The organism is Stutzerimonas frequens, assembly GCF_024448335.1.
Lineage (GTDB): Bacteria > Pseudomonadota > Gammaproteobacteria > Pseudomonadales > Pseudomonadaceae > Stutzerimonas > Stutzerimonas frequens.
Genome location: NZ_JAMOHM010000004.1, coordinates 331,858 through 356,069 on the forward strand (window position 1 = coordinate 331,858; position 24,212 = coordinate 356,069).

The 24,212-nt window shown below is 66.7% G+C and carries 23 protein-coding genes; 16 read left to right on the forward strand and 7 right to left on the reverse strand.

Going from position 1 to position 24,212, the window contains the following annotated elements; all coding sequences use genetic code 11:
* Positions 1-20 precede the first annotated feature (20 nt).
* A complete protein-coding gene (locus tag NAO55_RS08415) occupies positions 21-479 on the reverse strand; it encodes a carboxymuconolactone decarboxylase family protein (protein ID WP_102838653.1) in 459 nt (152 codons plus the stop codon).
* 93 nt (positions 480-572) lie between these two features.
* Between NAO55_RS08415 and NAO55_RS08420 the strand changes: the two genes are divergently transcribed.
* The 3 genes from NAO55_RS08420 (at position 573) to NAO55_RS08430 (ending at position 3,789) form a co-directional block, all read left to right on the forward strand.
* Complete coding sequence (locus NAO55_RS08420; RefSeq protein ID WP_102838654.1) at positions 573-1,376, forward strand: helix-turn-helix transcriptional regulator; 804 nt, start codon at positions 573-575, stop codon at positions 1,374-1,376.
* 154 nt (positions 1,377-1,530) lie between these two features.
* Positions 1,531-2,520: a GlxA family transcriptional regulator gene (locus NAO55_RS08425; protein ID WP_102838655.1), complete on the forward strand. Its 990-nt coding sequence runs from the start codon at positions 1,531-1,533 to the stop codon at positions 2,518-2,520.
* Positions 2,521-2,607: 87 nt separating this feature from the next.
* Positions 2,608-3,789 (forward strand): MFS transporter, encoded by a 1,182-nt coding sequence (locus NAO55_RS08430; protein WP_102838656.1) that lies wholly within the window; start codon positions 2,608-2,610, stop codon positions 3,787-3,789.
* Positions 3,790-3,811: 22 nt separating this feature from the next.
* Here the strand turns inward: NAO55_RS08430 and NAO55_RS08435 are convergent, their stop codons facing one another.
* Positions 3,812-4,186 (reverse strand): VOC family protein, encoded by a 375-nt coding sequence (locus NAO55_RS08435; RefSeq protein WP_102838657.1) that lies wholly within the window; start codon positions 4,184-4,186, stop codon positions 3,812-3,814.
* 211 nt (positions 4,187-4,397) lie between these two features.
* Between NAO55_RS08435 and dksA the strand changes: the two genes are divergently transcribed.
* Genes dksA through NAO55_RS08450 form a run of 3 tightly spaced genes read left to right on the forward strand, consistent with a single transcriptional unit; the run spans position 4,398 to position 6,658 of the window.
* Positions 4,398-4,802 carry an RNA polymerase-binding protein DksA gene (gene dksA, locus NAO55_RS08440; RefSeq protein WP_102838658.1) on the forward strand — a complete coding sequence of 135 codons (405 nt, stop codon included), beginning with the start codon at positions 4,398-4,400 and terminating at the stop codon, positions 4,800-4,802.
* A gap of 9 nt (positions 4,803-4,811) precedes the next feature.
* Complete coding sequence (gene zigA, locus NAO55_RS08445) at positions 4,812-6,014, forward strand: zinc metallochaperone GTPase ZigA (protein WP_102838659.1); 1,203 nt, start codon at positions 4,812-4,814, stop codon at positions 6,012-6,014.
* Complete coding sequence (locus NAO55_RS08450; protein ID WP_102838660.1) at positions 6,014-6,658, forward strand: DUF1826 domain-containing protein; 645 nt, start codon at positions 6,014-6,016, stop codon at positions 6,656-6,658. The genes zigA and NAO55_RS08450 overlap by 1 nt, the downstream gene beginning before the upstream one ends.
* Positions 6,659-6,707: 49 nt before the next feature.
* Here NAO55_RS08450 and NAO55_RS08455 read toward each other — a convergent pair whose 3' ends face one another.
* Positions 6,708-7,037 (reverse strand): four-helix bundle copper-binding protein, encoded by a 330-nt coding sequence (locus tag NAO55_RS08455; RefSeq protein WP_014597733.1) that lies wholly within the window; start codon positions 7,035-7,037, stop codon positions 6,708-6,710.
* 210 nt (positions 7,038-7,247) lie between these two features.
* On the opposite strand from NAO55_RS08455, the gene NAO55_RS08460 reads away from it, so the two are divergent.
* The 3 genes from NAO55_RS08460 (at position 7,248) to NAO55_RS08470 (ending at position 9,499) form a co-directional block, all read left to right on the forward strand.
* Entirely contained in the window at positions 7,248-7,835 is a 588-nt protein-coding gene (locus tag NAO55_RS08460; protein ID WP_102839650.1) for an IMPACT family protein, read from the forward strand.
* A gap of 449 nt (positions 7,836-8,284) precedes the next feature.
* A complete protein-coding gene (locus NAO55_RS08465) occupies positions 8,285-9,235 on the forward strand; it encodes an adenosine deaminase (RefSeq protein WP_102838661.1) in 951 nt (316 codons plus the stop codon).
* A 99-nt stretch (positions 9,236-9,334) separates the two neighbouring features.
* Complete coding sequence (locus tag NAO55_RS08470; RefSeq protein WP_166082458.1) at positions 9,335-9,499, forward strand: hypothetical protein; 165 nt, start codon at positions 9,335-9,337, stop codon at positions 9,497-9,499.
* A gap of 4 nt (positions 9,500-9,503) precedes the next feature.
* Here the strand turns inward: NAO55_RS08470 and NAO55_RS08475 are convergent, their stop codons facing one another.
* Entirely contained in the window at positions 9,504-10,676 is a 1,173-nt protein-coding gene (locus tag NAO55_RS08475) for a Bcr/CflA family multidrug efflux MFS transporter (RefSeq protein ID WP_102838662.1), read from the reverse strand.
* Between the two features lie 205 nt (positions 10,677-10,881).
* On the opposite strand from NAO55_RS08475, the gene NAO55_RS08480 reads away from it, so the two are divergent.
* Positions 10,882-11,529 carry a TetR family transcriptional regulator gene (locus NAO55_RS08480; RefSeq protein ID WP_102838663.1) on the forward strand — a complete coding sequence of 216 codons (648 nt, stop codon included), beginning with the start codon at positions 10,882-10,884 and terminating at the stop codon, positions 11,527-11,529.
* A 4-nt stretch (positions 11,530-11,533) separates the two neighbouring features.
* Here NAO55_RS08480 and NAO55_RS08485 read toward each other — a convergent pair whose 3' ends face one another.
* Positions 11,534-11,725 carry a heavy-metal-associated domain-containing protein gene (locus NAO55_RS08485; protein ID WP_102838664.1) on the reverse strand — a complete coding sequence of 64 codons (192 nt, stop codon included), beginning with the start codon at positions 11,723-11,725 and terminating at the stop codon, positions 11,534-11,536.
* Between the two features lie 148 nt (positions 11,726-11,873).
* Between NAO55_RS08485 and NAO55_RS08490 the strand changes: the two genes are divergently transcribed.
* From NAO55_RS08490 to NAO55_RS08500, 3 genes are all read left to right on the forward strand, one after another.
* Entirely contained in the window at positions 11,874-14,252 is a 2,379-nt protein-coding gene (locus NAO55_RS08490) for a heavy metal translocating P-type ATPase (protein ID WP_102838665.1), read from the forward strand.
* A gap of 13 nt (positions 14,253-14,265) precedes the next feature.
* Entirely contained in the window at positions 14,266-14,706 is a 441-nt protein-coding gene (gene cueR / locus NAO55_RS08495; RefSeq protein ID WP_102838666.1) for a Cu(I)-responsive transcriptional regulator, read from the forward strand.
* Between the two features lie 167 nt (positions 14,707-14,873).
* Positions 14,874-16,796 (forward strand): methyl-accepting chemotaxis protein, encoded by a 1,923-nt coding sequence (locus tag NAO55_RS08500; protein ID WP_102838667.1) that lies wholly within the window; start codon positions 14,874-14,876, stop codon positions 16,794-16,796.
* Between the two features lie 52 nt (positions 16,797-16,848).
* Here NAO55_RS08500 and bfr read toward each other — a convergent pair whose 3' ends face one another.
* Positions 16,849-17,316, reverse strand: a complete 468-nt coding sequence (gene bfr / locus NAO55_RS08505) for a bacterioferritin (protein WP_063541945.1) — start codon at positions 17,314-17,316, stop codon at positions 16,849-16,851.
* Positions 17,317-17,560: 244 nt separating this feature from the next.
* Between bfr and NAO55_RS08510 the strand changes: the two genes are divergently transcribed.
* The 3 genes from NAO55_RS08510 to NAO55_RS08520 are packed head-to-tail and all read left to right on the forward strand — an operon-like array spanning position 17,561 to position 23,158.
* Positions 17,561-18,640, forward strand: a complete 1,080-nt coding sequence (locus NAO55_RS08510; protein ID WP_102838668.1) for an efflux RND transporter periplasmic adaptor subunit — start codon at positions 17,561-17,563, stop codon at positions 18,638-18,640.
* A gap of 4 nt (positions 18,641-18,644) precedes the next feature.
* Positions 18,645-21,689 carry an efflux RND transporter permease subunit gene (locus NAO55_RS08515; RefSeq protein ID WP_102838669.1) on the forward strand — a complete coding sequence of 1,015 codons (3,045 nt, stop codon included), beginning with the start codon at positions 18,645-18,647 and terminating at the stop codon, positions 21,687-21,689.
* Positions 21,686-23,158, forward strand: coding sequence for an efflux transporter outer membrane subunit (locus NAO55_RS08520; RefSeq protein WP_102838670.1), 1,473 nt, complete (start codon positions 21,686-21,688; stop codon positions 23,156-23,158). The genes NAO55_RS08515 and NAO55_RS08520 overlap by 4 nt, the downstream gene beginning before the upstream one ends.
* Positions 23,159-23,244: 86 nt before the next feature.
* Here the strand turns inward: NAO55_RS08520 and NAO55_RS08525 are convergent, their stop codons facing one another.
* Positions 23,245-24,135 carry a PA4780 family RIO1-like protein kinase gene (locus NAO55_RS08525; RefSeq protein ID WP_102838671.1) on the reverse strand — a complete coding sequence of 297 codons (891 nt, stop codon included), beginning with the start codon at positions 24,133-24,135 and terminating at the stop codon, positions 23,245-23,247.
* Positions 24,136-24,212: the final 77 nt, after the last annotated feature.

A 24,212-nucleotide genomic window follows, 5' to 3' on the forward strand; every position in this document is an offset into this window, starting at 1 on the left:
GCCAGGCGGTTACGCTTGGCTCAACCGGGCTGATAGCTGCCCGGCACCGGCGCGAAAGACACGCCAAAGCGGTTCCAGGCGTTGATGGTGGCGATGGCCAGGGTCAGGTTGGCGAGCTGGGCTTCGGAAAAATACTCGCGCACCTCCTCGAACAGCTGTTGCGAAACGCCCTGGGGCAACAGGGTATTGGCCTCGGCCCAGGCCAGCGCGGCGCGTTCGCGGTCGGTAAAGAATGGGGTTTCGCGCCAGGCACTCAGGGCATAGATGCGCTGCTCGGTTTCGCCCAGGGCGCGGGCGTCCTTGGTGTGCATGTCGAGGCAGTAGGCGCACTGGTTGATCTGCGAAACACGGATCTTGACCAGCTCCATCAGCGGTTTGTCGACGCCATCCTCGCGGCGGCTCTGCCGCGCCAGGTAGGTTTCCAGCCCGATCATCGCGGTCATCACATCGGGGGCGGCGGCCTGGTAGTTCATGCGCATGGGGGTCACTCCTCGGTTTGAATGTGCAACCAAGGCTACGCAGCCGCCATGCTGCGCTATTGTAGATTTTCGACATCTTGCAAGCGGCCCGTCATGACCGAGTCCCTCCACGCCCGCCTGCCCTGTCTTCAGGGTTTCGTCACCCACCCGCCGAGCCCGACGCTGGCCGCGTACGTGCAGCGTTTCTGGTGGATAGAAGGCGACGGCTCGCAAGCCTACGACGAGCAGCTGCTGCACCCGGACGGCGGCAGCGGCGTGATCTTCAACTTCGCCGATCCGCTGAACTTCGATGGCACTCAGCGTGGCCGGCGGGCCCTGATCGCCGGGCCGCAGCTGGCCACCACGCGCCTGCAGCTGGTCGGCCGGGTCAGGATGATGGGCGTGCGTTTTCGGCCCGGCATGGGCGCCGCCATGTTCGGTATCGGCCTCGACGAGCTGACGGGATTCCACGACGCGGACTGGCCCAGGCTCGGACTCGCGCACCTGGTCGATCAGCTGGCCGAGCTGGAACGCGGCGCGCAGCAGGCATTGATCGAACGCGAACTGCTCCGCCGTCTCGAGGAAACCCAGGCACGCCGCAACCCGGTACAGCAGCTGCTCAACCGAATCGCCGCCAGCGAAGGCCGGGGCCGCCTGGCCGATCTGCTGCAGAGCGTGCCGCTCGGCCAGCGTCAGCTGGAGCGCCTGTTCCGCCACCAGGTAGGAATGACGCCCAACCAGTTCAGTCGCATCCAGCGGGTGGCGCTGGTGCGCAACCAACTGCGCACCGGTCAGCCGCTACTGGATACCGCCCTGAGCTGTGGTTACAGCGACCAGGCGCACCTCATTCATGACTTCAAGACGGTCGTCGGCATGACGCCGGGGCAGTATCGGTCGCGGGTCAAGAGCGACGCCTGAAGCGCAGGTAGCTATTCGGAGGCCATCTGCAGCAGCGATGCGGGTCGCGGATGACCAAGCCGTGGCATGCATTAGCAAGATCCGTGGGAACCTTGTCATTGCGACACGCGCGTACCGGCAGCAGACTGCAGCCATCCACCCTGAGAGCTGCATCATGGACGCCACCCGCACCGTCGCCTGCCTGATCTACCCGGAAGTGATGAGCCTGGACGTCACTGGCCCGATGCAGGTGTTCGCCTCGGCCAACGTCGAGCGCCAGCGCCAGGGTCTGCCCCGTCATTACGAGCTGGTGCTGCTGGGCGCCGCAGCCGGTCCGGTCGCCACCTCGGCGGGGCTGAAGCTGGTGGCGGATGCCAGCTGGGCCGAATGCGCTCCCGTCACGCTGGATACCCTGCTGATCCCCGGTGGCGTCGGCGTGGACGCGCAGAGGCGCGACCAAGCGCTGCTCGACTGGCTGCGGGCCGCCGAACCCAGGGTGCGGCGCCTGGGCTCGGTCTGTTCCGGCGCGCTGATCCTGGCCGAGGCCGGACTGTTCGACGGGCGCAAGGCGACTACGCACTGGGCGGACCTCGCGGCGCTGGGCGAGTACGCATCCATCGAGGTGCAGGGCGACCGGTTGCACACCTACGACCCGACCGATCCGCAGGCGTCGCACTTGTTCAGCTCCGCGGGCGTCACCGCCGGCATCGATCTGGCGCTGGCCCTGGTGGAAGCCGATCTCGGCCGCGCACTGGCGCTGGCAGTCGCCCAGCGGCTGGTGATGTTCCTGCGCCGGCCCGGCGGGCAGACCCAGTTCAGCCCCATGCTGGCGGCGCCGAGCGGCAACGTGGCGCGCCTCGCCGCGCTGCTGGAATGGATTCCAGGGCATCTGGGCGACGACCTGTCCATCGAGGCGCTGGCCGCCCAGGCGCATATGACCCCACGCACCCTGTGCCGCCTGTTCAGCCAGGAAACCGGCATGGGCCCGGGCCAGTACATCGAACGGGTGCGCCTGGAAGCCGCGCGCAATCTGCTGCTCGACGCCCAGGCCTCGATCGCGACGGTGGCGCGGCTGACCGGCTTCGGCCATCCGGAAAATCTCCGGCGCAGCTTCCAGAAGCACCTGTCGGTCAGCCCGCGGGACTTCTACCAGCGCTTCGGCTGACGCAACCGACCTCACTCACCGTTCCCAGCCCGCTCGGCATCTGGCCAGGCAGCGCTGTGCCCGCTCGCCACCCTCAAGGAGCCGCTCATGCATCTTTTGCTCAGCAATCCCCAGGTCCTGCGCCTGTTCATCGCCCAGGCGCTGTTCTGGTCCTGTTCGATGACCGGGATCATCTTCACCGCCATCGTCGGCCTGCGCCTGGCGCCAGCGGCGGGCCTCGCCACCTTGCCGCTGGCCCTGCTGATGCTCGGCGGCCTGCTCGCCCTGCAGCCACTGGCGGGCCTGATGCAACGCCGCGGAAGCCGCGCCGGCTTCCTCATCGGAGCGTTGGCCGGCGTGCTGGGCGGGCTGATCAGCGCGCTGTCGCTCTGGCTCGACAGCTTCACCCTGCTCTGTATCGGCGCTCTGCCCATTGGCGCCTATCAGGCCTCGGCTATGTATTACCGCTTCGCCGCGCTGGAAGCGGTGAGCGATGCCTTCAAGGGGCGCGCCACGGCCTGCGTGATCGGCGGTGGCGTGCTGGCGGCGCTGATAGCGCCCACGCTCGGCCATATGGCGCGTGATCTCGCCGGCGTGCCTTTCGCCGGCACCTATCTGTTGATCGCCAGTCTGGCGGCACTGGGATTCGTGGTCTTGGCCGGGTTGCCGGCGAACTCGGGCATGCCGGCAGCCCGGGCCGATTCGGCGACGATCAGCTGGCAGGCGCTGCTAGCGCGGCCGACCATTCGCGCCGCGGTGCTGACCACCGCTGCCGGCCACGGCCTGATGATCCTGGTGATGAACGCCACGCCCCTGGCGATGCACGGCGAAGGTCTGGATCTGCAGGCCAGCGGCCAGGTCATTCAGTGGCACATGCTCGGCATGTTCCTCCCGGCGTTCGTCGCCGGGCCGCTGGTGGATCGTTTCGGCTGCCGGCTGGTCGCCTGTGGGGGTGGAGGATTGCTGATCGCCAGCGCAGTGGTCGCCCTGCTCGGCATCAGCCACTGGCACTTTCTGCTCAGCAGCTGCCTGCTCGGCATCGGCTGGAACCTCATGCTGGTCGCCGGCACCACCCAGCTGGGCCAGGGCCACGTAGCGAGCGAACGCGCCCGGGCTCAGGGCCTGATGGAGCTGAGCAACGGCAGCGTCGCCGCAGCCATGTCGTTCGCCTCCGGCGCCTTGATCGCGCAGGCCGGCTGGGCGGCGGTGAACATCGGGCTGCTGCCCATCGTGACGCTGGTGGTACTGGTGCAGGTTGCGCAGGGCTATCGGCAAAAGCAGGCGGCGTAATGCTGCGCAGCCGGAGGCGCGTTCAGGACAGCTTCTGCTCGGAAATCAAATGAATGATATTGGCCGGGCTGGAGATCCAGAACGCGCGGAAGCCATCGGGCAGGGGTTCGATTTCATCTCGACGGGCGCAATGGCGCTGTTGCAGAAGGGCCGATGCAGCGTCCAGATCGTCCGTCACCACCTCCAGCCAGATCTCTGCCTGGCTGATGCCCGCCACGCGATCGAGCCAGAGCACCTTGTCGCCGAACTCGAAGCGCGGTGTCTGTTCGCCGTCGGCATCGCTAGGCGTCAGCTCCTTGAGCCTCAGCGTCTCGCGGTAGAAGGCAACGGTGCTCGCGTACTCATGGGCGGGCACCTTCATCGCCATGTTTCGACCAGGCTGGAAAGTCGGGTTCATGGGTCGCTCCACTGGCACGCCGACAAACCGGGCCGGCGCCGGTAGCGAGCCAGTACAGACGTGATCGGCCATGCATGCAAGTGCCCTGGCGGTACTGCACCGCGCACATCAGCGCCCTTCCTTCGACTGTTGCTCAACCTCACTCGATAAGCTCTCGCAACAGTAGATGTTATGTTATAACTATGCGGACGATGTTGCCGGACACCCGCCCATGACCGAAGCCGAACTACTCGCCCAGCCCGCCGAGGCATACATGAACGCCGACCAACAGGTCTTCTTCCGCGACCTGCTGCTGCGCCAGCGTGCCGAGCTGCAGGCGCGTATCGAGGAAGAATTCCAGGCGCTGCGCGAACAGGAACCGAGCAGCGACCCCGCCGACATCGGCAGCGCCGAAGAACAGCGCCACTGGCAGCTGCGCGTTCTGGAGCGGGAGAAAAAGCTGCTCGACAAGATCGACGCCGCGCTGGATGCCATCGCCCGCGGCGAGTACGGCTGGTGCGCCGAAACCGGCGAACCCATCGGCCTGCAGCGCCTGCTGCTGCGCCCCACCACGATGCTGTCCATCGAGGCGAAACAACGCCAGGAACAGCGCGAAAAACACCAACGATCCGCCTGAGAGACCGCCATGAACCGCCTCCCCGTAACCGTCCTGTCCGGCTTCCTCGGCGCCGGCAAGAGCACCCTGCTCAATCACATCCTGAAGAACCGCGACGGCCGCCGCGTGGCGGTGATCGTCAACGACATGAGCGAGATCAACATCGACGGCAACGAGGTGCAGCGCGGCGTCAGCCTCAATCGCGCCGAAGAGAAGCTGGTGGAGATGAGCAACGGCTGCATCTGCTGCACCCTGCGCGAAGACCTGCTCGAGGAAGTCGGCAAGCTCGCCCGCGAGGGCCGCTTCGACTACCTGTTGATCGAGTCCACCGGCATTTCCGAACCACTGCCGGTGGCCGAAACCTTCACCTTCCGTGACGAGCAGGGCCAGAGTCTGGCCGATCTGGCACGGCTGGACACCATGGTCACGGTGGTCGACGGGGTGAACTTCCTGCGCGACTTCCACGAGGCCGAGAGCCTGGCCAGCCGCGGCGAAACCCTTGGCGAGGACGACGAGCGCTCGGTCACAGAGCTGCTGATCGAGCAGGTGGAGTTTGCCGACGTCATCCTGATCAGCAAGATCGACCTGATCTCCGCGGCCGACCGCGAAGAGCTGACCGCCATCCTCGGCCGGCTCAACACCCACGCCGAGATTCAGCCGATGAGCATGGGTCAGGTGCCGCTCGACCGAATCCTCGACACCGGCCGTTTCGATTTCGAACGCGCCGCCCAGGCGCCCGGCTGGCTCAAGGAAATGCGCGGTGAGCATCTGCCGGAAACCGAGGAGTACGGCATCGCCTCCACCGCCTATCTGGCGCGCCGGCCGTTCCACCCACAACGCTTCTACAACTTCCTTAACCGCGAGTGGAGCAACGGCCGCCTGCTGCGCTCCAAGGGTTTCTTCTGGCTCGCTACCCGCCCCGATGAAGCCGGCAGCTGGTCGCAGGCCGGTGGGTTGATGCGCTACGACTACGCCGGGCGCTGGTGGCACTTCACGCCGGAGTCGGCCTGGCCGAGCGACCGCGAAAGCCGCACGGCGATCCTTGGCAATTCCCGCGGCGAGTTCGGCGATTGCCGCCAGGAACTGGTCTTCATCGGGCAGAACATCGACTTCAACCGGCTGCGCCGCGAGCTGGACGCCTGCCTGCTGAACGACAGCGAGTGGGCCTTGGGCATCGACGGCTGGCTGCGCCTGCCGGACCCGTTCGGCCCCTGGCACGAGCAGGTCGCCTGATGCTGGCGCTTGCGGCGACTCGCCCGCAGCCGCGGCAGCTGTTCGGCGATACCCCGGCGGTGCTCGCCGAAGCCCTGCAAGATGGGGTCAACCTCGCGGTGTGGCAGCGCCGACTACCCCTGCACATCACCGGCTTCGCCGAGACGCTGCTGGCGCTGGGCGAACCGCTGGCCGAGTCCCTGACGCTGGAACCGGGCGCCGAAGGTGAATTGCAGCTGCCGACCCTGGCCGCGAGCCATCGGGACCTCGCCGGACATGCCGGCTTCGTCGCGGATGTCGCCTGGCTGGCCCGCGCCTTCGCCTGTCTGGTCGACGCGCGACGCATCGGCCTGCGCCTGCGGCTGCTGAACAAGGCCATGTGCCCGCGCTTCCACGTCGATCATGTGCCGCTGCGGCTGATCACCACCTATGCCGGCGCGGGTAGCGAATGGCTTCGCGAGGACGGCATGCCACGTTGGCGTCTCGGTGATCCGGCAGCCGAACCGACAGACCCGGCCGCCATCGAGCAGCTCGGGGCTGGCGACGTGGCGTTGTTCAAGGGGGAGAAATGGCTGGGTAACGAAGGCGCCGGGATCATTCACCGCTCGCCGCAGGCAACCAGCACCGAGCGCCGCCTGATCCTGACGCTGGACTGGCTGGCCTGAAGCAGAAGGGCCGACAGCCGCAGCTGCAGCCCTCCAGATCGACGACCGATCAGGCCGCCATCTTTTCGCACTCTTCAGCGCACTTGCGACAGGCTTCGGCGCAGGCCTGGCAATGGTCGTGCTGGTGCTTGCCGCACTCCTCGGCACAGTCGCGGCAGACCTGCGCACAGAGCTTGCAGAAGGCTTTGGCATAGGCGCTGTCGCGGGTCATCAGCACCGCCGCGATCGCACACATGTCGGCGCAGTCACGATCGAGTTCGATGCAGCGCGCCATCATCTTCACGTCGTCCTCGCGCAGGCAGGAGGCCGCGCAGGTCTCGCAGACCAGGGCGCAATTGGAACAGGCCTGGATGCATGACTGGTAACTGGAGTTGAGCATGGTGTTTCCTCCTTTTCTCTAGCCGGTAGGAAGTGGCTCTGGTAGGTGCCACTGGCGTCAGGCGCGAGCCACGCCTTACTAACTAGGGGTCCGAGGCGGCAACATAAGTTCAGCCCGTTGGCCGGATGGTCATGGCCGCCCGGCCTTTGCGACGACTCCGACGCGGCTACAATGCTCGCCCCGTTGCGCTATCCGGAAGCCACATTTCTCATGCCCTTCACCCTGTCCGTGCCCTGCGAACTGCTGGAAGTCATCAGCAAGAGCCGTTTCCTGGCCAAGGCCGCACCGGTGCAAAGTCCGGAAGAAGCGCAGGCATTCATCCAGGCGGTCAGCGATCCGACCGCTACGCATAACTGCTGGGCGTGGAAGATCGGCAATCAATACCGCTTCAGCGATGACGGCGAGCCCGGCGGTACGGCGGGAAGACCAATGCTCACGGCCATAGAAGGGCAGGATTTCGATCGGGTTGCGGTGGTGGTGATCCGCTGGTTCGGCGGCATCAAGCTAGGCACCGGCGGCCTCGCCCGTGCCTACGGCGGCACCACCGCCAAATGTCTGCAGGCCGGTGAGCGCAGCGAGCTGGTTTCGCGCTCGCGCTGCCGCTGTCATTGCCGCTTCGCCGAACTGGCGCTGCTCAAGGCGCGCCTAGGCGATTTCGAAGCGCTGCTGGAAGCCGAGCATTTCGATGCCGAAGGCGTGACGCTGGAGATTGCCCTTCCCGCCGCTCAGCTGCAGCCGCTGGGCAGATTGCTTGCTGATATCACCCGCGGTCGTAGCCAGTTGGAAACGTCGGACTAGAGCCTGCGTTGCCCACAAATACTGTGGAAGCAATTGTGGATAACATTTGTATGGCGTGCTGCGAAGCGCCTGCCACGGGGGCTGCAGAAATCTGTACATTTTTTAACCAGAGCGCCTTGCAGGCCCACCACTATCACGTTAAACGCTTGAATTGCAGTGTTTTTTGACTGAGCGGTCGCGCGATGACGCAATGCCATCAATCGCGTTCTGCCAGCTGCCAGTTATGCCCGATTCGCGTGGAGAAGTGTGTGGATAACATTGGGAACAACCTTGCCAGGCCGCGCCGTGCTTGGCTCGCAGACCGCTGGTCAAATATTCGCCAAATGAAACGGAGGCTTCATCGCACTGTCATCGACGCCTGCTAGGCACGGCAAACAGCCGATGGCCATATCCGGATGCGACAACCCGTCGCTAGAATGCGCCCACACCCGCAAGACGAGAATTTCGCGATGCACGACTGGCTCAACAATCTGCCCAAGGCCGAACTCCACTTGCACCTGGAGGGCTCGCTGGAGCCTGAACTGATGTTCCGCCTGGCCGAGCGCAACAAGATCGCCCTGCCCTGGAACGACGTCGAGGCGCTGCGCAGCGCCTACAACTTCGGCAACCTGCAGGAATTCCTCGACCTCTACTATGCCGGCGCCGACGTGCTGCGCACCGAGCAGGACTTCTACGACCTGACCTGGGCCTACCTGCAGAAGTGCGAAGAGCAGAACGTGGTACATACCGAGCCCTTCTTCGACCCGCAGACCCACACCGACCGCGGCGTGCCGTTCGAGGCAGCGCTCAACGGCATCAGCGCGGCGCTGGCCGATGGCCGTGAGCTGCTGGGCATCAGCAGCGGGCTGATTCTCAGCTTCCTGCGCCATCTGCCGGAAGAAGAAGCCTTCAAGACGCTGGAACAGGCGCTGCCCTATCGCAACGCGTTCTTTGCCGTGGGCCTCGACAGCTCCGAAGTCGGCCACCCGCCAAGCAAGTTCCAGCGCGTGTTCGACAAGGCGCGTGCCGAAGGCTTGCTGACCGTTGCCCATGCCGGCGAAGAGGGCCCGCCGGAATACATCTGGCAGGCGCTCGATCTGCTCAAGGTCAGCCGCATCGACCATGGCGTGCGCGCCGCGGAAGACCCGAAGCTGATCGCACGGCTGATCGAGGAGCAGATTCCGCTCACGGTCTGCCCGCTGTCCAACACCAAGCTCAAGGTGTTCGCCGACATGCGCCAGCACAACATCCTCGACCTGCTGGAGCAGGGCGTGAAAGTCACGGTGAATTCCGACGACCCGGCCTACTTCGGCGGCTACGTGACGGAGAACTTCATCGCGCTGCACGAGAGCCTGGGCATGACCGAAGCGCAGGCTCGCCGCCTGGCGCAGAACAGTCTGGACGCACGGCTGGCCTATTGAGCCATTCGTCGGCGCAAGGCCGACCTGCGACACCATGGCTCGCCACGCGAGCCATGGCTGCGCCTAGACTGAGCGGCGCCAACTTGCGAGGAGATCGCCATGAACATTCTCGTCCGCCGCCTGACGCCCTATCCCGACAGCGCCTGGCAGGTCTGCCTGGACCGCCAGCGCGTCACCTTCCGCAGCGAGGCTGAGGCACGCGCCTTCGTCGAAACCCTGCAGCGACGCCTGCAGGCGCCGCATCGCCTGCCACTGAGCGCCTGATACTTCACTCCGTGCTGGCGCGCGCCGTGCCATAGGCGACGAGCGTCGCCAGCAGCCCGCACAGGCTCATGATGGCCGCCAGCGGCACCGCTGTACCGTTGTGCAAAGCGCCTATCGCCGAAGCGGCAATCGCCGCGATGGCAAACTGCAAACTGCCAAGCAGAGCCGAAGCACTGCCGGCATTGGCACGATGGTCGGCCATGGCGCAGGCGGTGGCGTTCGGCAACAGACAGCCCAGGCAGGACACGCAGCAGAACAGCGGGATCAGCAACGGCCAGAGCGATTCGGGCTGCGCGGCGGCGACCGCCAGCAGCGCCAGCGCACTGCCGAAGAAGAACCACACCCAGCGCCGCACCCAGAATTCCGGCCCGCGCCAGCGCACCAGCCGCACGTTCACCTGCGCCATCAGAATGAAGCCCGCGGCATTGATGCCGAACAGCCAGCCGAAATGCTCGGGCTTGACGCCATACAGCTCGATGAAGACGAACGGCGAACCGGTGATGTAGGCGAACATCCCCGCCATGCACAGCGCGCCGGTCAGCACGTGGCCCATGAAGAAGCGATCGCGGAACAGCCGCAGGTACTGTCCCAGCGCACCGGACATCGGCTGGCGCGGCAGCCCGGCCGGATAGGTTTCCGGTAGCGAGAGCGTGACCGCCACCAGGCAGATTGCGCTGAACAGCGTCAGCAGGATGAAGATCGATGGCCAACCGAAGGTCGCCAGCAACGCGCCGCCCGCCACTGGCGCAAGGATCGGCGCCAGGCCCATCACCAACATCAGCTGCGAGAACACCTTGGCGCTGGTCATCGGATCGCACAGGTCGCGCACCACGGCGCGCGCAACCACCATACCGGCGCAGCCACCCAGCGCCTGCACGAAGCGCACGCCGATCAGCCAGTCCATGGACGGCGCGAAGGCGCTGGCCAGAGAGGCCAGGGTAAACAGCGTCACGCCGACCAGCAGCGGCCCACGCCGCCCGTAGCGATCGGCCAGCGGGCCATAGACCAGCTGACCGATAGCCAGACCGATGAAATAGGCAGCCAGCGAAAGCTGTACGTGATCTACGCTGGTGCCGAACGACTCCGCCAGCAAGGGAAAGGCCGGCAGGTACATGTCGATGGCCAGGGGGCCGAACGCACTGAGCGCGCCCAGGATGAGGAGAATCCGCAGAGACATCAGAAGCTCGCAAGCAGGAAAGAGAAGGAGGCGCGAGGGCCACTCGGTGGACCGTTACCTCGTTCGAGGGTTTGCACCGGCGTGCAAGATGCTGTTACATACACCGCCGATTGTAAACATGCATCGCGACGAGATGCGCCGTTACACTGGCCGCCTCCAACGCTGCTGGACGCCCGAAGCAGCCGCTATCTGCCGAACCTGCCCCATGCGCCGAACCAAAGAAGAAGCCGAGAAGACCCGCATCGCCATCCTCGCCTCCGCCGAGCGGCTGTTTCTGGACAAGGGCGTGGCCCACACCAGCCTCGACCAGATCGCCCGTGACGCCGGTGTGACGCGCGGCGCGGTGTACTGGCACTTCCAGAACAAGGCGCACCTGTTCCATGAAATGCTCAACCAGATTCGACTGCCACCGGAGCAGATGACCGAACGCCTGTGCAGCTGCAATCAGCAGCAACCGCTGCAGGCACTGATCGCCCTGCGCAACCTGACGGTCGAGGCCATCAGCACCCTGGCCAGCAACGAGCAGAAGCGCCGGATCTTCACCATCCTGCTGCACAAGTGCGAGTTCACCGATGAATTGCGCGAAGCTGAAGAGCGTCACCACGCCTTCATCAACCAGTTCATCGATCTGTGCGAGAACCTGCTGCGCAACGCCTCGGCCTGCCTGCGCCCAGGCGTCACGCCGCGACTCGCCGCATTGTCGCTGCATGCCATGGTGGTCGGGCTGTTCACCGACTGGACGCGCGACACCGAGCTGTTCGCGCCGCAGGTCGATACCAAGGCGCTGATCGACCCACTGTTCCGCGGGCTGGTCCGCGACTGGCCGGACGATCCCGACCAGCCTGCCGCGTGAGCGATCAGCTCACCTGATAACCCTCTTCGCTGATCGCCTCGCGAATCGCCTGCTCGCCAGCGCTGCTCTGGACCTGCACGGTTCCGGCCGCCAGATCCACCTGCACCTGTGCCTGCGGGTCCAGCGCCTGGATGGCCTGGGTTACCGCACGCTCGCAGTGGCTGCAGGTCATTCCGCTCACGTTGAATACTTGCATCGTCTCTCTCCTCGACTGGTAGATGCGTGGATTCTCGACCTTGCCACCTGGGCAAGGTCAAGGCACCTGCTGTCGCAGATCATGGTGTTGACCTTGCCACAGGGTTAAGGTCGATCCTGCAGCCATCGCAATCCGAGGAGTCACTGCCATGTCCAGCGCCACCCATACGCTGCCGGTCAGCGGTATGACCTGCGCCAGCTGCGCCGGTCGCGTCGAGCGCGCCCTGCTCAAGGTGCCGGGCGTCACCACGGCCAACGTCAACCTGGCCAACGAACAGGTGCGTATCGAAGGCGATGACCTGGGCGTGGCAACGCTGATCGAGGCCGTGGAAAAGGCCGGCTACGGCGTGCCTGTGCAGAACATCGAGCTGAACATCGAAGGCATGACCTGCGCCAGCTGCGTCGGCCGGGTCGAACGCGCCCTGCTCAAGGTGCCCGGCGTGCGCAGCGCCGCGGTGAACCTGGCCAGCGAGCGCGCGCATGTCGAGGTGATCGGCACGCCGGACCCCGCCGTGCTGATCCAGGCGATCGAGGCCACCGGCTACAAGGCGAGCGCCGGCGACCAGCAGCGCCCCGAACAGGATGCCGCGCGACGCCTGCAGCGTGAACGCTGGGCGGTGATCGCGGCCCTGCTGCTGGCCGCACCGCTGGTGCTGCCGATGTTCGCCGAGCTGTTCGGCGGCCACTGGATGCTGCCGGCATGGATTCAGTTCCTGCTCGCCACGCCGGTGCAGTTCATCCTCGGCGCACGCTTCTACGTCGCCGGCTGGAAGGCGGTGCGCGCCGGTGCCGGCAACATGGACCTGCTGGTCGCCATCGGCACCAGCGCCGGTTACGGCCTGAGCCTTTATCAATGGTGGGCGACGCCGGCCGGGCAGATGCCGCACCTGTATTTCGAGGCCTCGGCGGTGGTCATCGCCCTGGTACTGCTGGGCAAGTACCTGGAGAGCCGCGCCAAGCGCCAGACCAGCGCGGCGATCCGGGCGCTGGAAGCCTTGCGTCCGGACCGCGCGACACGGGTAGTCGAAGGCCGCGAGGAAGATGTTGCCATCGCCGCGCTGCGCCTCGGCGATCTGGTACTGGTCCGCCCCGGTGAGCGTTTCCCGGTGGATGGCGAAGTGGTCGAGGGCGAAAGCCAGGCCGACGAAGCGCTGATCAGCGGCGAGAGCCTGCCAGTGAACAAGGCGCCGGGCGACCGCATCACCGGTGGCGCGATCAATGGCGAGGGTCGGCTGCTGGTGCGCACCACCGCGCTCGGTGGCGAGACCGTGCTGGCGCGGATCATCCGCTTGGTGGAAGACGCCCAGGCGGCCAAGGCGCCGATCCAGAAGCTGGTGGACAAGGTCAGCCAGGTGTTCGTCCCGGCGGTGCTGGTGATCGCCGTGTTCACCCTGATCGGCTGGCTGCTCACTGGCGCGCCGGTCGAGGTCGCGCTGATCAACGCCGTGGCCGTGCTGGTCATCGCCTGCCCCTGCGCCCTCGGCCTGGCGACGCCGGCGGCGATCATGGCCGGCACTGGCGTGGCGGCACGCCACGGCATCCTGATCAAGGACGCCGAGGCGCTGGAAGTCGCCCATGCTGTGAATGCCGTGGCCTTCGACAAGACCGGCACGCTTACCTCGGGCAAGCCGCAGATCATCCACCTGCATGCCGTGGACGGCGACGAAGCGCGGATCCTGCGCCTGGCCGGCGCCCTGCAGCGCGGCAGTGAACACCCGCTGGCGCGTGCCGTGCTGGAGCGCTGCGAAGCCGACGGCATCACGGTGCCGGATGTGCAGAAGAGCCAGGCCCTGAGCGGCCGCGGCATCGCCGGCACGCTGGATGGCCAGCAGCTGGCGCTGGGCAACCGGCGCATGCTCGAAGAGTACGGCCTGCAGCCGGGCGAGCTGCTGGACACCGCCCAGTGCTGGGAAGCCGAGGGCCGCACCCTCTCCTGGCTGGTGGAACAAGCGCCCGAGCCGCGCATCCTCGGTCTGTTCGCTTTCGGTGACAGCCTCAAGGACGGCGCCGCCGCGGCGATTGCCGGGCTTGCGGCGCGGCATATCCGCAGCCACCTGATCACCGGCGACAACCGTGGCAGCGCGCGAGTGGTGGCCGAAGCGCTGCACATCGATGACGTGCATGCCGAGGTGCTGCCGGCGGACAAAGCGGCCACCGTGGCCGAGCTGAAGAAGGGCGGCGCCGTGGTGGCGATGGTCGGCGACGGCATCAACGATGCCCCGGCCCTGGCCGCGGCGGATGTCGGCATCGCCATGGGCGGCGGCACCGACGTGGCCATGCACGCCGCCGGCATCACCCTGATGCGCGGCGATCCGCGCCTGGTGCCGGCCGCGCTGGAGATCAGCCGGCGCACCTACCGCAAGATCCAGCAGAACCTGTTCTGGGCCTTCATCTACAACCTGGTGGGCATTCCGCTCGCCGCCTTCGGCTTTCTCAGCCCGGTGGTGGCCGGTGCGGCGATGGCCCTGTCGAGCGTCAGCGTGCTGAGCAACGCCCTGCTGCTGCGTTCTTGGAAACCGGAAGAATGATCGGGAGCACGCCATGAACATCGGTCAGGCCGCCAAGCACAGCGGCCTCACGGCGAAGATGATCCGCTACTACGAATCCATCGGCCTGCTCACGCCCGCCGGGCGCGGCGCCAATGGCTACCGACATTACAACGAGCGCGACCTGCACCAGCTGGCGTTCATCCGCCGCGCCCGTGACCTGGGCTTCTCGCTGGAAGAGGTCGGCAAGCTGTTGGCGCTGTGGCAGGACCGCCAGCGCGCCAGTGCCGACGTGAAGGCCCTGGCCGGCGCGCATATCGACGAGCTGAACCGCAAGATCGCCGAACTGGTCGGCCTGCGCGACACGCTGCAGGAGCTGGTCGACCACTGCCAGGGCGATGATCGCCCGGACTGCCCGATTCTGCAGGGCATCGAGAGCGGCTGCTGCGTCCGCCCTGAGCAGGCGCCGTCACCGCTCACGCGCAACAAGACCTGACCGATCGGACAGGTCTGGTTCGGCGTTGGGAAGCGTTCATCCGGCGCTACGACCGTTCCTCGCTTTACATTCAAGTTCGTATGCATCCGGCCGAAAGCGCTGCGGTATACGAGCCTCGCCCTGCGGCGTCGACTCGGACCGACTACTTCGCTTTCGCTTGGAGTGCCATGAACAACTGGTTTGCAAACATCGGGGTCAGCAGGAAGCTCACGCTGGGCTTCGCCACCGTCCTGATACTCACCATCGTCCTCGCCTGGAACGGCTGGGGCAGCCTGGACAGCGTCATCCAGCGCAGCGGACTGATGACCGAAATATCCCAGCTGAACAAGACCCTCACCGACCTGCGCATCGCCCGCCTGCAATTCATGCTGGCCAGTGGCGACAACGAGTCCACCAAGCGGCTGGACAACAACCTGGGCATCTACCTCTCCCAGCAGACCAAGCTGCTGGAGACCTTCGAGCACCCGGACGACGTCGCCCAGCTGAAGGAACAGGCCGGCTACAACGCCCAGTACCAGAACTCGCTGGACGACATGCGCAAGGGCTACGCCCAGGCCAACGCCGCGCGCACCACCATCGACGGCGCCGCCGCGCGCCTGGCTGAGCTGAACGCTGGGGTAACCCGCCAGGTGCTGCAGCTGGCGGAGTATGACGAAGGGCGCTTCGCGCAATACCAGGCTATCACCCGCATCGAAGATGACGTGCAGCGCGCCCAATACCTGCTGCGCGTCTACATGGCGACTCCCGGTGCCGAGGCGGCCAAGGCCGTCTACGCACAACTGGATGCTGCCCAGGCCACGCTGGATCGCCATGCCGCCGCGCTCGATGCCGACCACGCGGCGACGCTGCAGCAGATCCGTGCCGTGCTCGGCGAGTACCGCGACGCCATCGAATCGCTGGAGAAGGCCACCCTGGCAATCGCCAAGGCGCGCCAGGAGATGACCGATCAGCAGAAGGAAATCGTCCGCATCAGCGACTCGCTCTACCAGCTTCAGCTCGACCTGCTCGCCGTGGAAAGCGCCGCCGCGCGTACACGCCTGATCGTCAGCGCCTTGCTGGCGCTGGTGCTGGGCATACTGGCCGCCTGGCTGATCACCCGGCAGATCATCCTGCCGCTGCGTGCCACCCTGGCCGACGTCGAGCGCATCGCCTCCGGCGACCTCAGCGCCACCGCACAGATTCAGCGCCGCGACGAGCTGGGCGTGCTGCAGCGCGGCATCCAGCAGATGGGCGCGACCCTGCGCGAACTGATCGGCGGCATCCGCGATGGCGTCAGCCAGATCAGCGCTGCCGCCGAGGAGCTTTCGGCGGTCACCCAGCAGACCAGCGCCGGCGTGAACAGCCAGAAGGAAGAAACCGACCAGGTCGCTACCGCCATGCACGAGATGTCGGCCACCGTTCAGGAGGTGGCGCGCAATGCCGAGCAGGCCGCGCTGGCCGCCACCGAAGCGGATGGCGAAGCCCGCGAAGGCGATCGCGTGGTCACCGAGGTGGTCACGCAGATCGAACGCATGGCCAGCGCCGTGGTGCGCTCCAGCGAGGCGATGACGGCGCTACAGGAAGAAAGCGACAAGATCGGCAGTGTGATGAACGTGATCCGCGCCGTGGCCGAGCAGACCAACCTGCTGGCACTCAACGCCGCCATCGAGGCTGCCCGCGCCGGCGAGGCCGGTCGCGGCTTCGCCGTGGTCGCCGACGAGGTGCGCGGCCTGGCGCAGCGCACGCAGAAGTCCACCGAGGAAATCGAAGGGCTGGTCGCCGCGCTACAGAACGGCACCCAGCAGGTCGCCGCGATCATGCATACCAGCCGCGACCTGACCGACAGTGGCGTCGAGCTGGCGCGCCGTGCCGGTGCGTCGCTGGGCAGCATCACCCGCACCGTGTCGAACATCCAGGCGATGAACCAGCAGATCGCCGCGGCCGCCGAGGAGCAGAGCGCGGTGGCCGAGGAGATCAGCCGCAGCGTGGTGAACGTGCGCGATGTGTCGGAACACACCGCCGCCGCCAGCGAGGAAACCGCGGCGTCGAGCACCGAGCTGGCCCGTCTGGGTGGTCAGTTGCAGTCGATGGTGAGCCGCTTCCGGCTCTGACGGAACGCCGAAGCGCCCCGCGAGGCAGGCCCTGCCTCGCGGGGTGGAAGGCTCAGCTGGCCTGGGATTGCAGGTAGTTCTGCAGACCGATGCGGTCGATCAGGCCGAGCTGCTGCTCGAGCCAGTAGGCGTGGTCTTCCTCGGTGTCGTGCAGCTGCAGCGCCAGCATGTCACGGGTCGGGTAGTCACCGTGCTGTTCGGCCAGCGCGATGCCCTGGGCCAGCGCGGCGCGCACCTTGTACTCCAGCGCCAGGTCGTTGCGCAGCATGTCCGGCACGCTGTGCCCCGGGTTGATCGGTTCCGGCGTCATGTCCGGGGTGCCTTCGAGAAAGAGGATGCGCTTGAGCAGGGCATCGGCGTGCTGCGTCTCCTCCTCCATCTCGTGGTTGATGCGCTCGTAGAGCTTGCTGAAGCCCCAGTCGGCATACATCCGCGAATGCAGGAAATACTGATCGCGCGCCGCCAGTTCGCCGCGCAACAGCTCCTTCAGATAGTCGATTACCGGTGCCTGGCCTTGCATTGCGTATTCCCCATGAGTGATGCGCCTTCAACAGCGGGCAAGCATCCCCGCTGAGTTCACGACGGTCAAGCGCTGCAAAGACGCAGCCGCTCATGCGTCAGTGTGGCAGAGCATTGGCGAAAATCGACCACCCGGTCACCCCGTTGGCAACAATTTGCCGCCGAACTCCTGCGCCGACGCAGGGCTCTACTGTCAGTCCCAACGGGCGTCAGCGCGCCCGCAACGCGAGCAGCCAGGAGCCCCGATGACGTCAACACGAGCATTTCCAGTGACCCTGGCCTGGTTGACGATCTTCGCCTGCGCACTGCCACTGCTCGGCGGCTGTTCCTCGGAAGCCGAGCCAGCACCCCAGCCACCACGGGTGGCGCTGGTCGAGCCGCTGCAGGCAGCCGAGCCGCAAGCCGAGGCGCTGCGCTTCTCCGGCGTGGTGCAGAGCGTGACGTCCACGCAGCTGTCATTCGAGGTGGCCGGGCGTATCGAGCGCATCCTCGTCGACGAAGGTACCCGCGTGATCCGAGGACAGCCGCTGGCGCAGCTGGATCGCACCGACTACCGCCTGCAGCTGCGCGAAGCCGAGGCGCGCCTGCGTCAACTGGAAGCGGATCTGGCGCGCAAACGCACCCTGCTCGCCGAAGGCATCCTCGCGCCGGCCGCCATCGAAGCGCTGCAAGCCAACACGGTGGCGGCACGGGTGGCACGCGACAGCGCCCAGCGCGATCTCGATCAAAGCACGCTGAATGCACCGTTCGACGGCGTGGTGGCGCGCCGTCTGGCCGAGCCGGACATGGTGGTCGCGGTGGGCACGCCGGTCTTCGAGATGCAGGACAACGGTCACATCGAGGTCAGCGTCGACCTGCCGGAAACCGCCGCCTTGAGCATTCCGCTCGGCCCCGGTCTGCAGGCCGAAGGCGAGCTGGTGATCGCCGATGTACGCCTGCCGCTGCGCTACAAGGAACACAGCACGCAACCGCGTGAAGGCGCGCGGACCTACCGCCTGGTGCTGCAGGGCGAGCCGCCGGAGGAGTACAACCTGCTGCCGGGCATGGCCATGCGCGTCAGCATCGAACGTCCGCCGCAGCCGCAGAGGACCCGCGACGCCTTCCGCCTGCCGCTGTCGGCGCTGCAGACCGGCAGCGACGGCCAGCACTTCATCTGGCAGGCGGACGATGGCCGCGCGCGGCGGCAGCCGGTGCAGCTCGAGCGGGTCGATGGCGATCAGGCACTGATTCGCGGTGACGGCCTGCAGGCGCAGATGCCGATCATCGTCGCTGGCGGCAGCAAGCTGCACGAGGACCAGCCGATCGAAGCGCAGGAGCGGAACTGAGCCGATGGATTTCGCCCGCTACGCCATCACCCGGCCGGTCAACATCTGGATTCTGGTACTGATCTGCCTGCTCGGCGGCACCCTCGCCTTCTTCGAGATCGGCCGCCTGGAAGACCCGGAATTCACCATCAAGCAGGCCATCGTCAACGTGCAGTACCCCGGCGCCACAGCGCTGGAGGTCGAGCAACAGGTGACCGAACCGCTGGAGAGCGCGATCCAGCAGATGTCGCAGATCAAGGAGATCCGCTCGCGCTCGATGCCGGGCATCGCCGAGATTCGCGTGGAGATGCAGGACCGCTACGACGGCGATGCGCTGCCGCAGATCTGGGACGAGCTGCGCAACAAGATCAACGATGCCCAGGGCGACCTGCCGCCGGGGATCGAACCGCCGCAGGTCAACGATGATTTCGGCGACGTCTACGGCATCTTCTACGCGCTGACCGGCGACGGCCTGACGCTCAAGGAGCTGCACGAGACGGCCAAGGATCTGCGCCGCGCGCTGGTGGCCGCCGACGGCGTCGGCAAGGTCGAGATCGCCGGCGTGCAGGAAGAACGCATCCTCGTGGAAGTCGACCAGGCGCAGCTGGCCGCGATGGGCATCGCCCCCGAGGAGATCGCGGCGGCGCTGGCCGACACCGATGCCGCAGTGGATGCCGGCGGCGTGCATGCCGGCGAGTTTTTCGTGCGCCTGCGCCCGAGCGGCGCCTTCGATTCGCTCGACGAGCTGCGCGCATTGCCGGTCGGCCAGGGCCCGCAGCGGGTCGAGCTGGGCGCCATCGCCAAGCTGTCGCGCGACTACGCCGAGCGGCCGCGGCAGATCATCCGCCACAACGGCCAGGCGGCGCTGACTCTGGGTGTCAGCGGTGTCTCGGGCGCGAACATCGTCGAGGTCGGCCACAGCGTCGAGGCGGCGTTGCAGGCCATCGAACACCGCATGCCACTGGGCGCCGAACTGCATCCGCTGTACGAGCAGCACCGGATCGTCGATGAGTCGGTCAACAGCTTCGCGCTCAACGTGTTCCTCTCGGTGGCCATCGTGGTCGGCGTGCTGTGCATCGCCATGGGACTGCGCGCCGGCGTCATCATCGGCGCGGTGCTGTTTCTCACCGTGCTCGGCACGCTGCTGGTGATGTGGCTGGCGGGCATTGAGCTGGAGCGGATTTCCCTCGGCGCGCTGATCATCGCCATGGGCATGCTGGTCGACAATGCGGTGGTGGTCTGCGACGGCATGCTGGTACGCCAGCGCCAGGGCAAGAGCATCCTCGAAGCCTCGCAGGAAACGCTGCAACAGACGCAGTGGCCGCTGCTCGGCGCCACCATCATCGGCATCCTCGCCTTCGCCGGCATCGGTCTGTCCCAGGACACCACCGGCGAATTCCTCTTCTCGCTGTTTTTCGTCATCGCCGTGTCGCTGCTGCTCAGCTGGCTGCTGGCGCTGCTGCTGGTGCCGCTGTTCGGTCATTACCTGCTGCGCAATGCCAAGACCGACGAAGACCCCGACGCGGCGTACGACGGCCCCTGGTACAACCGCTACCGGCGACTGGCCGGCGGCGTGCTGCATCGGCCCTGGCTGACCATCGGCGTGCTGGTCGTGCTGACGGTGGTCAGCGCGGTGATCTTCACTCGCCTGCCGCAGAGTTTCTTCCCGCCTTCGAGCACGCCGCTGTTCTACGTCAACCTGTTCCTGCCGCAGGGCACGCACATTCGCGACACCGCAAAGACCGCCTCTGACGTGGAGGCGTATCTGGCGGAGCTGGAGGGCGTCAGCGAGGTGTCCAGCTTCATCGGCGCCGGCGCCTCGCGCTTCATGCTGACCTATATGCCGGAGCAGCCGAATTCGGCGCTGATGCACTTTCTCGTGCGCACCGAAGATGCCGAGCTGATCGCCGGGCTGGTGCGGCAGATCAACCAGCAGCTACCGCAACGCTATCCCTCGGCCGACGTCTCGGCCGCGCAGTTCATGTTTGGCCCCAATGCCGAAGCCAAGCTGGAAGCGCGCATCAGCGGCCCGGACATCGAGGTGCTGCGGGCCATTTCCGCCGAGGGACGCAAGCGGCTGCAGGCCGAAGGCAAGGTGTTCAACGTGCGCGATGACTGGCGCCAGCAGGTGCTGGTGCTGCGCCCGCAACTGGCACTGGATCGCCTCGCCGATGCCGGCCTGACCCGCCAGGCCGTGGCGCGTGCCCTGGCCGCCGGCAGCGAGGGCCAGCGGGTCAGCCTGCTGCGCGAGCGCGACGAGCTGATCCCGGTATTGCTGCGCGCCGCGCCGGAGGACCGCATCGATAGCGGCGAGCTGCTGCAACGGCTGATCTGGAGCCCCGCCGGCACCGGCTACGTGCCACTGGCGCAGGTCGCCGATGGCATCGAGCCGGTCAGCGAGGACAGCATCATCGTGCGCTACGACCGCGAGCGCACCATCTCCATCCGCGCCGAACCACGCGACGGCGAGAACACCAACGCAGCGCACGAGCGCATACGCCCGCTGATCGAGGGCATCGAACTGCCGGTCAACTACAGCCTGAAATGGGGCGGCGACTACGAACAGTCTTCCGAGGCCCAGCAGGCGCTGGCCAGCACGCTGGCGGTGCCCTACCTGGCAATGGTGCTGGTCACCGTGCTGCTGTTCGCCCGGGTGCGCCAACCGCTGATGATCTGGGCGGTGGTGCCCATGGCCATCTGCGGGGTGAGTTTCGGCCTACTGCTCACTGGCCAGGCGTTCGGCTTCATGGCACTGCTCGGCCTGCTCAGTCTCACCGGCATGCTGATCAAGAATGCCGTGGTGCTGGTGGACGAGATCGACCGGCAGATCGACGACGAGGTGCCACGCCTGACCGCCATCATCGAAGCCTCGGCGTCGCGCCTGCGCCCGGTGATGATGGCCGCCGGCACCACCGTGCTGGGCATGGTGCCGCTGCTGTTCGACCCGTTCTTCGCCAACATGGCAGTGACCATCATGGGCGGCCTGGGCTTCGCCACCCTGCTGACCCTGCTCGCCGTGCCCTGTCTGTATCTGCTGTTGATGAAAGTGCGCCAGGAGGAAACCGCATGAGCGCCAAGCCTCTGGCCGTCCCACTGCTGCTCGTTCTGGCCCTGGGCGCCTGCTCCAGCGCACCGCAGCACGCCGAACCTCAGCTGCCGGAGGCCTGGTTCAGTGCCGCCGGCAGCCACGCGGCGGATGCCGAGACATTGGCTGCCTGGTGGCGCCAGTTCGACGACCCGCAGCTCACCGCGCTGGTCCACCGCGCCATGCAGCAGAACCACGATGTTCGCCTGGCCATGGCGCGGGTCGACAGCGCCCGCGCGCAGCTGCGCCAGTCGCGCGCCGGCCTGCTGCCGAGCTTCGACCTGCCGGGCTCGGCCAGCCGCCAGTGGATCGAGAACGACCAGGACGCCGAACCCGGCAGCCCGCTGGCCGATTTCATCCCCGACGACGACGTGATCAGCTTCGATACCTGGGAGCTAGCGCTGCAGGCGACCTGGGAACTCGACCTGTTCGGCGCCACCCGCGCGCGGCGTGACAGTGCGGCCCAGCAGCTGCGCTCGGCCGAGGCACAGACGATCGCCGCGCGCTTGGCCGTGGCCTCGAATACCGCCCAGGGCTATCTGCAGCTGCGCGCGTTGCAGGGCCAGCGCGCGTTGCTGGTCGAAGGCATCGAAGTGGCGCGCGAGCTGGAGCGTATCGCCGGGCTGCTGTTCTACGCCGGCGAAGTGACCCGGCTGGACGTGGAGGCCACATCCGCCGAACGCGCATCGCTGGAAGCCGATCTGGACGAGCTGGACATCCACCTGGCCGAAGCGCAGCTGGCGCTGGATACCCTGCTCGCCGAGCCGCCGGGCAGCACCGCCACGCGGCTCGCCGCCAGCGCGCCGGTCCCGCTGGCGGAGCAGCGCATCGCTCCCGGCCAGCCCATCGACCTGCTGCGCCGCCGCCCGGACCTGATCGCCGAAGCCGCACGGCTGGACGCTGCCGAGCTGCAATCACTGGCCGCGCGCCGTGACCTGTTCCCCAAGCTGGCGGTGCAGGCCGCGGTGGGCCGCTCCGGCTTCGCTCTGGGAGACGCGATATCCGGCGCCTCCAACTTCGCCCGGGTCGGCGCGACCTTCGGCCTGCCGCTGTTGGACTATCCACGCCGCGGCGCCGCCATCGACCTGGCCGATGCCGAGGGCGAGACGGCTTACATCGCCTTCGAGCAGGCGCTGGCCCGCGCGCTGGAGGAAGTCGAACGGGGCCTGACGAGGATGGCCGGTCAGCAGCGCAGGCACGCATCCCTCAGCCGTACCCGCGAGCACCGTGAACGGGCGCATCGGCTGGCGCAGCGCAGCTACGAGCTGGGTGAGGCGAACCTGAGCGAGGTGCTGGACGCCCAGCGCGGTGCGCTACAGGCCCGCCAGCGCGCACTGGAAGGGCGGACCGCGCTGGCGACGGCGCAGGTGGCGTTGTATGTGGCGCTGGGAGGCGGCTGGCATGCTGAGTCCGCACATGCTGCGGACTCGTCTTCAGAGACAGCGACGCACTGAATACCTTTTTGGGTACGGGCGAGCCTCAAACGACGCGGTGAGTAAAACAGAGCCCACAGTCTCCGGCCCTCGCCGGAGACTGCCAATCAGCCCTTCATCCACGGCGGCACCGGCGGTTCATCCTGCGGCGCATCGTCCGCGCCCCGCATGGCCTCCCGCCGCGCCTGCTCGGCCAACGTCGCCTTGATCTCGCGCATCACCGCATCGATATCCGCGGCATCCTCCGGCTCGGCGAACTCCCCGGTCAGCTCCGTCTCGGGCGTCAGTTTGCCCTGCTCATATAGCGCCCACATTTCCTTGGCGTAACGGGTGAACTTGAGTTCCGGCGCGAAGCGGCCGAAATAGGCGGCCATGTTGCCGACGTCCCGCTCGAGCATTTCGAAGGCATGGTTGTTGCCCGCTGCATCCACCGCCTGCGGCAGATCGATGATCACCGGGCCATGCTCGTCGAGCAGCACGTTGAACTCGGACAGGTCGCCATGCACCAGCCCGGCGCAGAGCATCTTCACCACTTCATGGATCATGAACGCATGGAACTCGCGGGCATCGTCCGGATGCAGGTCGACGTCGTTCAGTCGCGGCGCGGCATCGCCATCCTCGCCGGCGATCATCTCCATCAGCAGCACGCCGTCGAGGAAATCGTAGGGCTTGGGCACCCGCACGCCGGCGTCGGCCAGGCGGAACAGGGCCGCGACCTCAGCGTTCTGCCAGTTCTCTTCCTTCTCCTTGCGCCCGTGCTTGGAGCCCTTGGCCATGGCGCGCGCATCGCGACTGCTGCGCACCTTGCGCCCCTCCTGGTATTTCACGGCCTGCCTGAAGCTGCGCTTGTTGGCTTCCTTGTAGACCTTGGCGCAGCGCAGCTCGTCGCCACAGCGCACCACATACACCGCTGCTTCCTTGCCGCTCATCAGCGGCCGCAGCACCTCGTCGATCAGGCCATCCTCGATCAGCGGTTCGAGTCGTTTAGGCGTTTTCATCAGCGGCTTGCAGGTCCTTCAGTGCGGGGCGGGGCTGCAGGTTACGGCAATCGCATAGCGGCTTCCATGCCTCCCAT

Bases quoted from the DNA above. Each gene is read 5' to 3' on its own strand.
- NAO55_RS08430 (WP_102838656.1), top strand. From the start codon at position 2,608: ATGCATCTTTTGCTCAGCAATCCCCAGGTCCTGCGCCTGTTCATCGCC.
- NAO55_RS08515 (WP_102838669.1), top strand. From the start codon at position 18,645: ATGGATTTCGCCCGCTACGCCATCACCCGGCCGGTCAACATCTGGATT.
- NAO55_RS08415 (WP_102838653.1), bottom strand. From the start codon at position 479: ATGCGCATGAACTACCAGGCCGCCGCCCCCGATGTGATGACCGCGATG.
- bfr (WP_063541945.1), bottom strand. From the start codon at position 17,316: ATGCAAGGCCAGGCACCGGTAATCGACTATCTGAAGGAGCTGTTGCGC.
- NAO55_RS08435 (WP_102838657.1), bottom strand. From the start codon at position 4,186: ATGAACCCGACTTTCCAGCCTGGTCGAAACATGGCGATGAAGGTGCCC.
- cueR (WP_102838666.1), top strand. From the start codon at position 14,266: ATGAACATCGGTCAGGCCGCCAAGCACAGCGGCCTCACGGCGAAGATG.
- NAO55_RS08525 (WP_102838671.1), bottom strand. From the start codon at position 24,135: ATGAAAACGCCTAAACGACTCGAACCGCTGATCGAGGATGGCCTGATC.
- NAO55_RS08470 (WP_166082458.1), top strand. From the start codon at position 9,335: ATGAACATTCTCGTCCGCCGCCTGACGCCCTATCCCGACAGCGCCTGG.
- NAO55_RS08475 (WP_102838662.1), bottom strand. From the start codon at position 10,676: ATGTCTCTGCGGATTCTCCTCATCCTGGGCGCGCTCAGTGCGTTCGGC.
- NAO55_RS08480 (WP_102838663.1), top strand. From the start codon at position 10,882: ATGCGCCGAACCAAAGAAGAAGCCGAGAAGACCCGCATCGCCATCCTC.
- NAO55_RS08420 (WP_102838654.1), top strand. From the start codon at position 573: ATGACCGAGTCCCTCCACGCCCGCCTGCCCTGTCTTCAGGGTTTCGTC.
- NAO55_RS08490 (WP_102838665.1), top strand. From the start codon at position 11,874: ATGTCCAGCGCCACCCATACGCTGCCGGTCAGCGGTATGACCTGCGCC.
- zigA (WP_102838659.1), top strand. From the start codon at position 4,812: ATGAACCGCCTCCCCGTAACCGTCCTGTCCGGCTTCCTCGGCGCCGGC.
- NAO55_RS08510 (WP_102838668.1), top strand. From the start codon at position 17,561: ATGACGTCAACACGAGCATTTCCAGTGACCCTGGCCTGGTTGACGATC.
- NAO55_RS08460 (WP_102839650.1), top strand. From the start codon at position 7,248: ATGCCCTTCACCCTGTCCGTGCCCTGCGAACTGCTGGAAGTCATCAGC.
- NAO55_RS08455 (WP_014597733.1), bottom strand. From the start codon at position 7,037: ATGCTCAACTCCAGTTACCAGTCATGCATCCAGGCCTGTTCCAATTGC.
- NAO55_RS08450 (WP_102838660.1), top strand. From the start codon at position 6,014: ATGCTGGCGCTTGCGGCGACTCGCCCGCAGCCGCGGCAGCTGTTCGGC.
- NAO55_RS08500 (WP_102838667.1), top strand. From the start codon at position 14,874: ATGAACAACTGGTTTGCAAACATCGGGGTCAGCAGGAAGCTCACGCTG.
- NAO55_RS08485 (WP_102838664.1), bottom strand. From the start codon at position 11,725: ATGCAAGTATTCAACGTGAGCGGAATGACCTGCAGCCACTGCGAGCGT.
- NAO55_RS08465 (WP_102838661.1), top strand. From the start codon at position 8,285: ATGCACGACTGGCTCAACAATCTGCCCAAGGCCGAACTCCACTTGCAC.
- NAO55_RS08520 (WP_102838670.1), top strand. From the start codon at position 21,686: ATGAGCGCCAAGCCTCTGGCCGTCCCACTGCTGCTCGTTCTGGCCCTG.
- NAO55_RS08425 (WP_102838655.1), top strand. From the start codon at position 1,531: ATGGACGCCACCCGCACCGTCGCCTGCCTGATCTACCCGGAAGTGATG.
- dksA (WP_102838658.1), top strand. From the start codon at position 4,398: ATGACCGAAGCCGAACTACTCGCCCAGCCCGCCGAGGCATACATGAAC.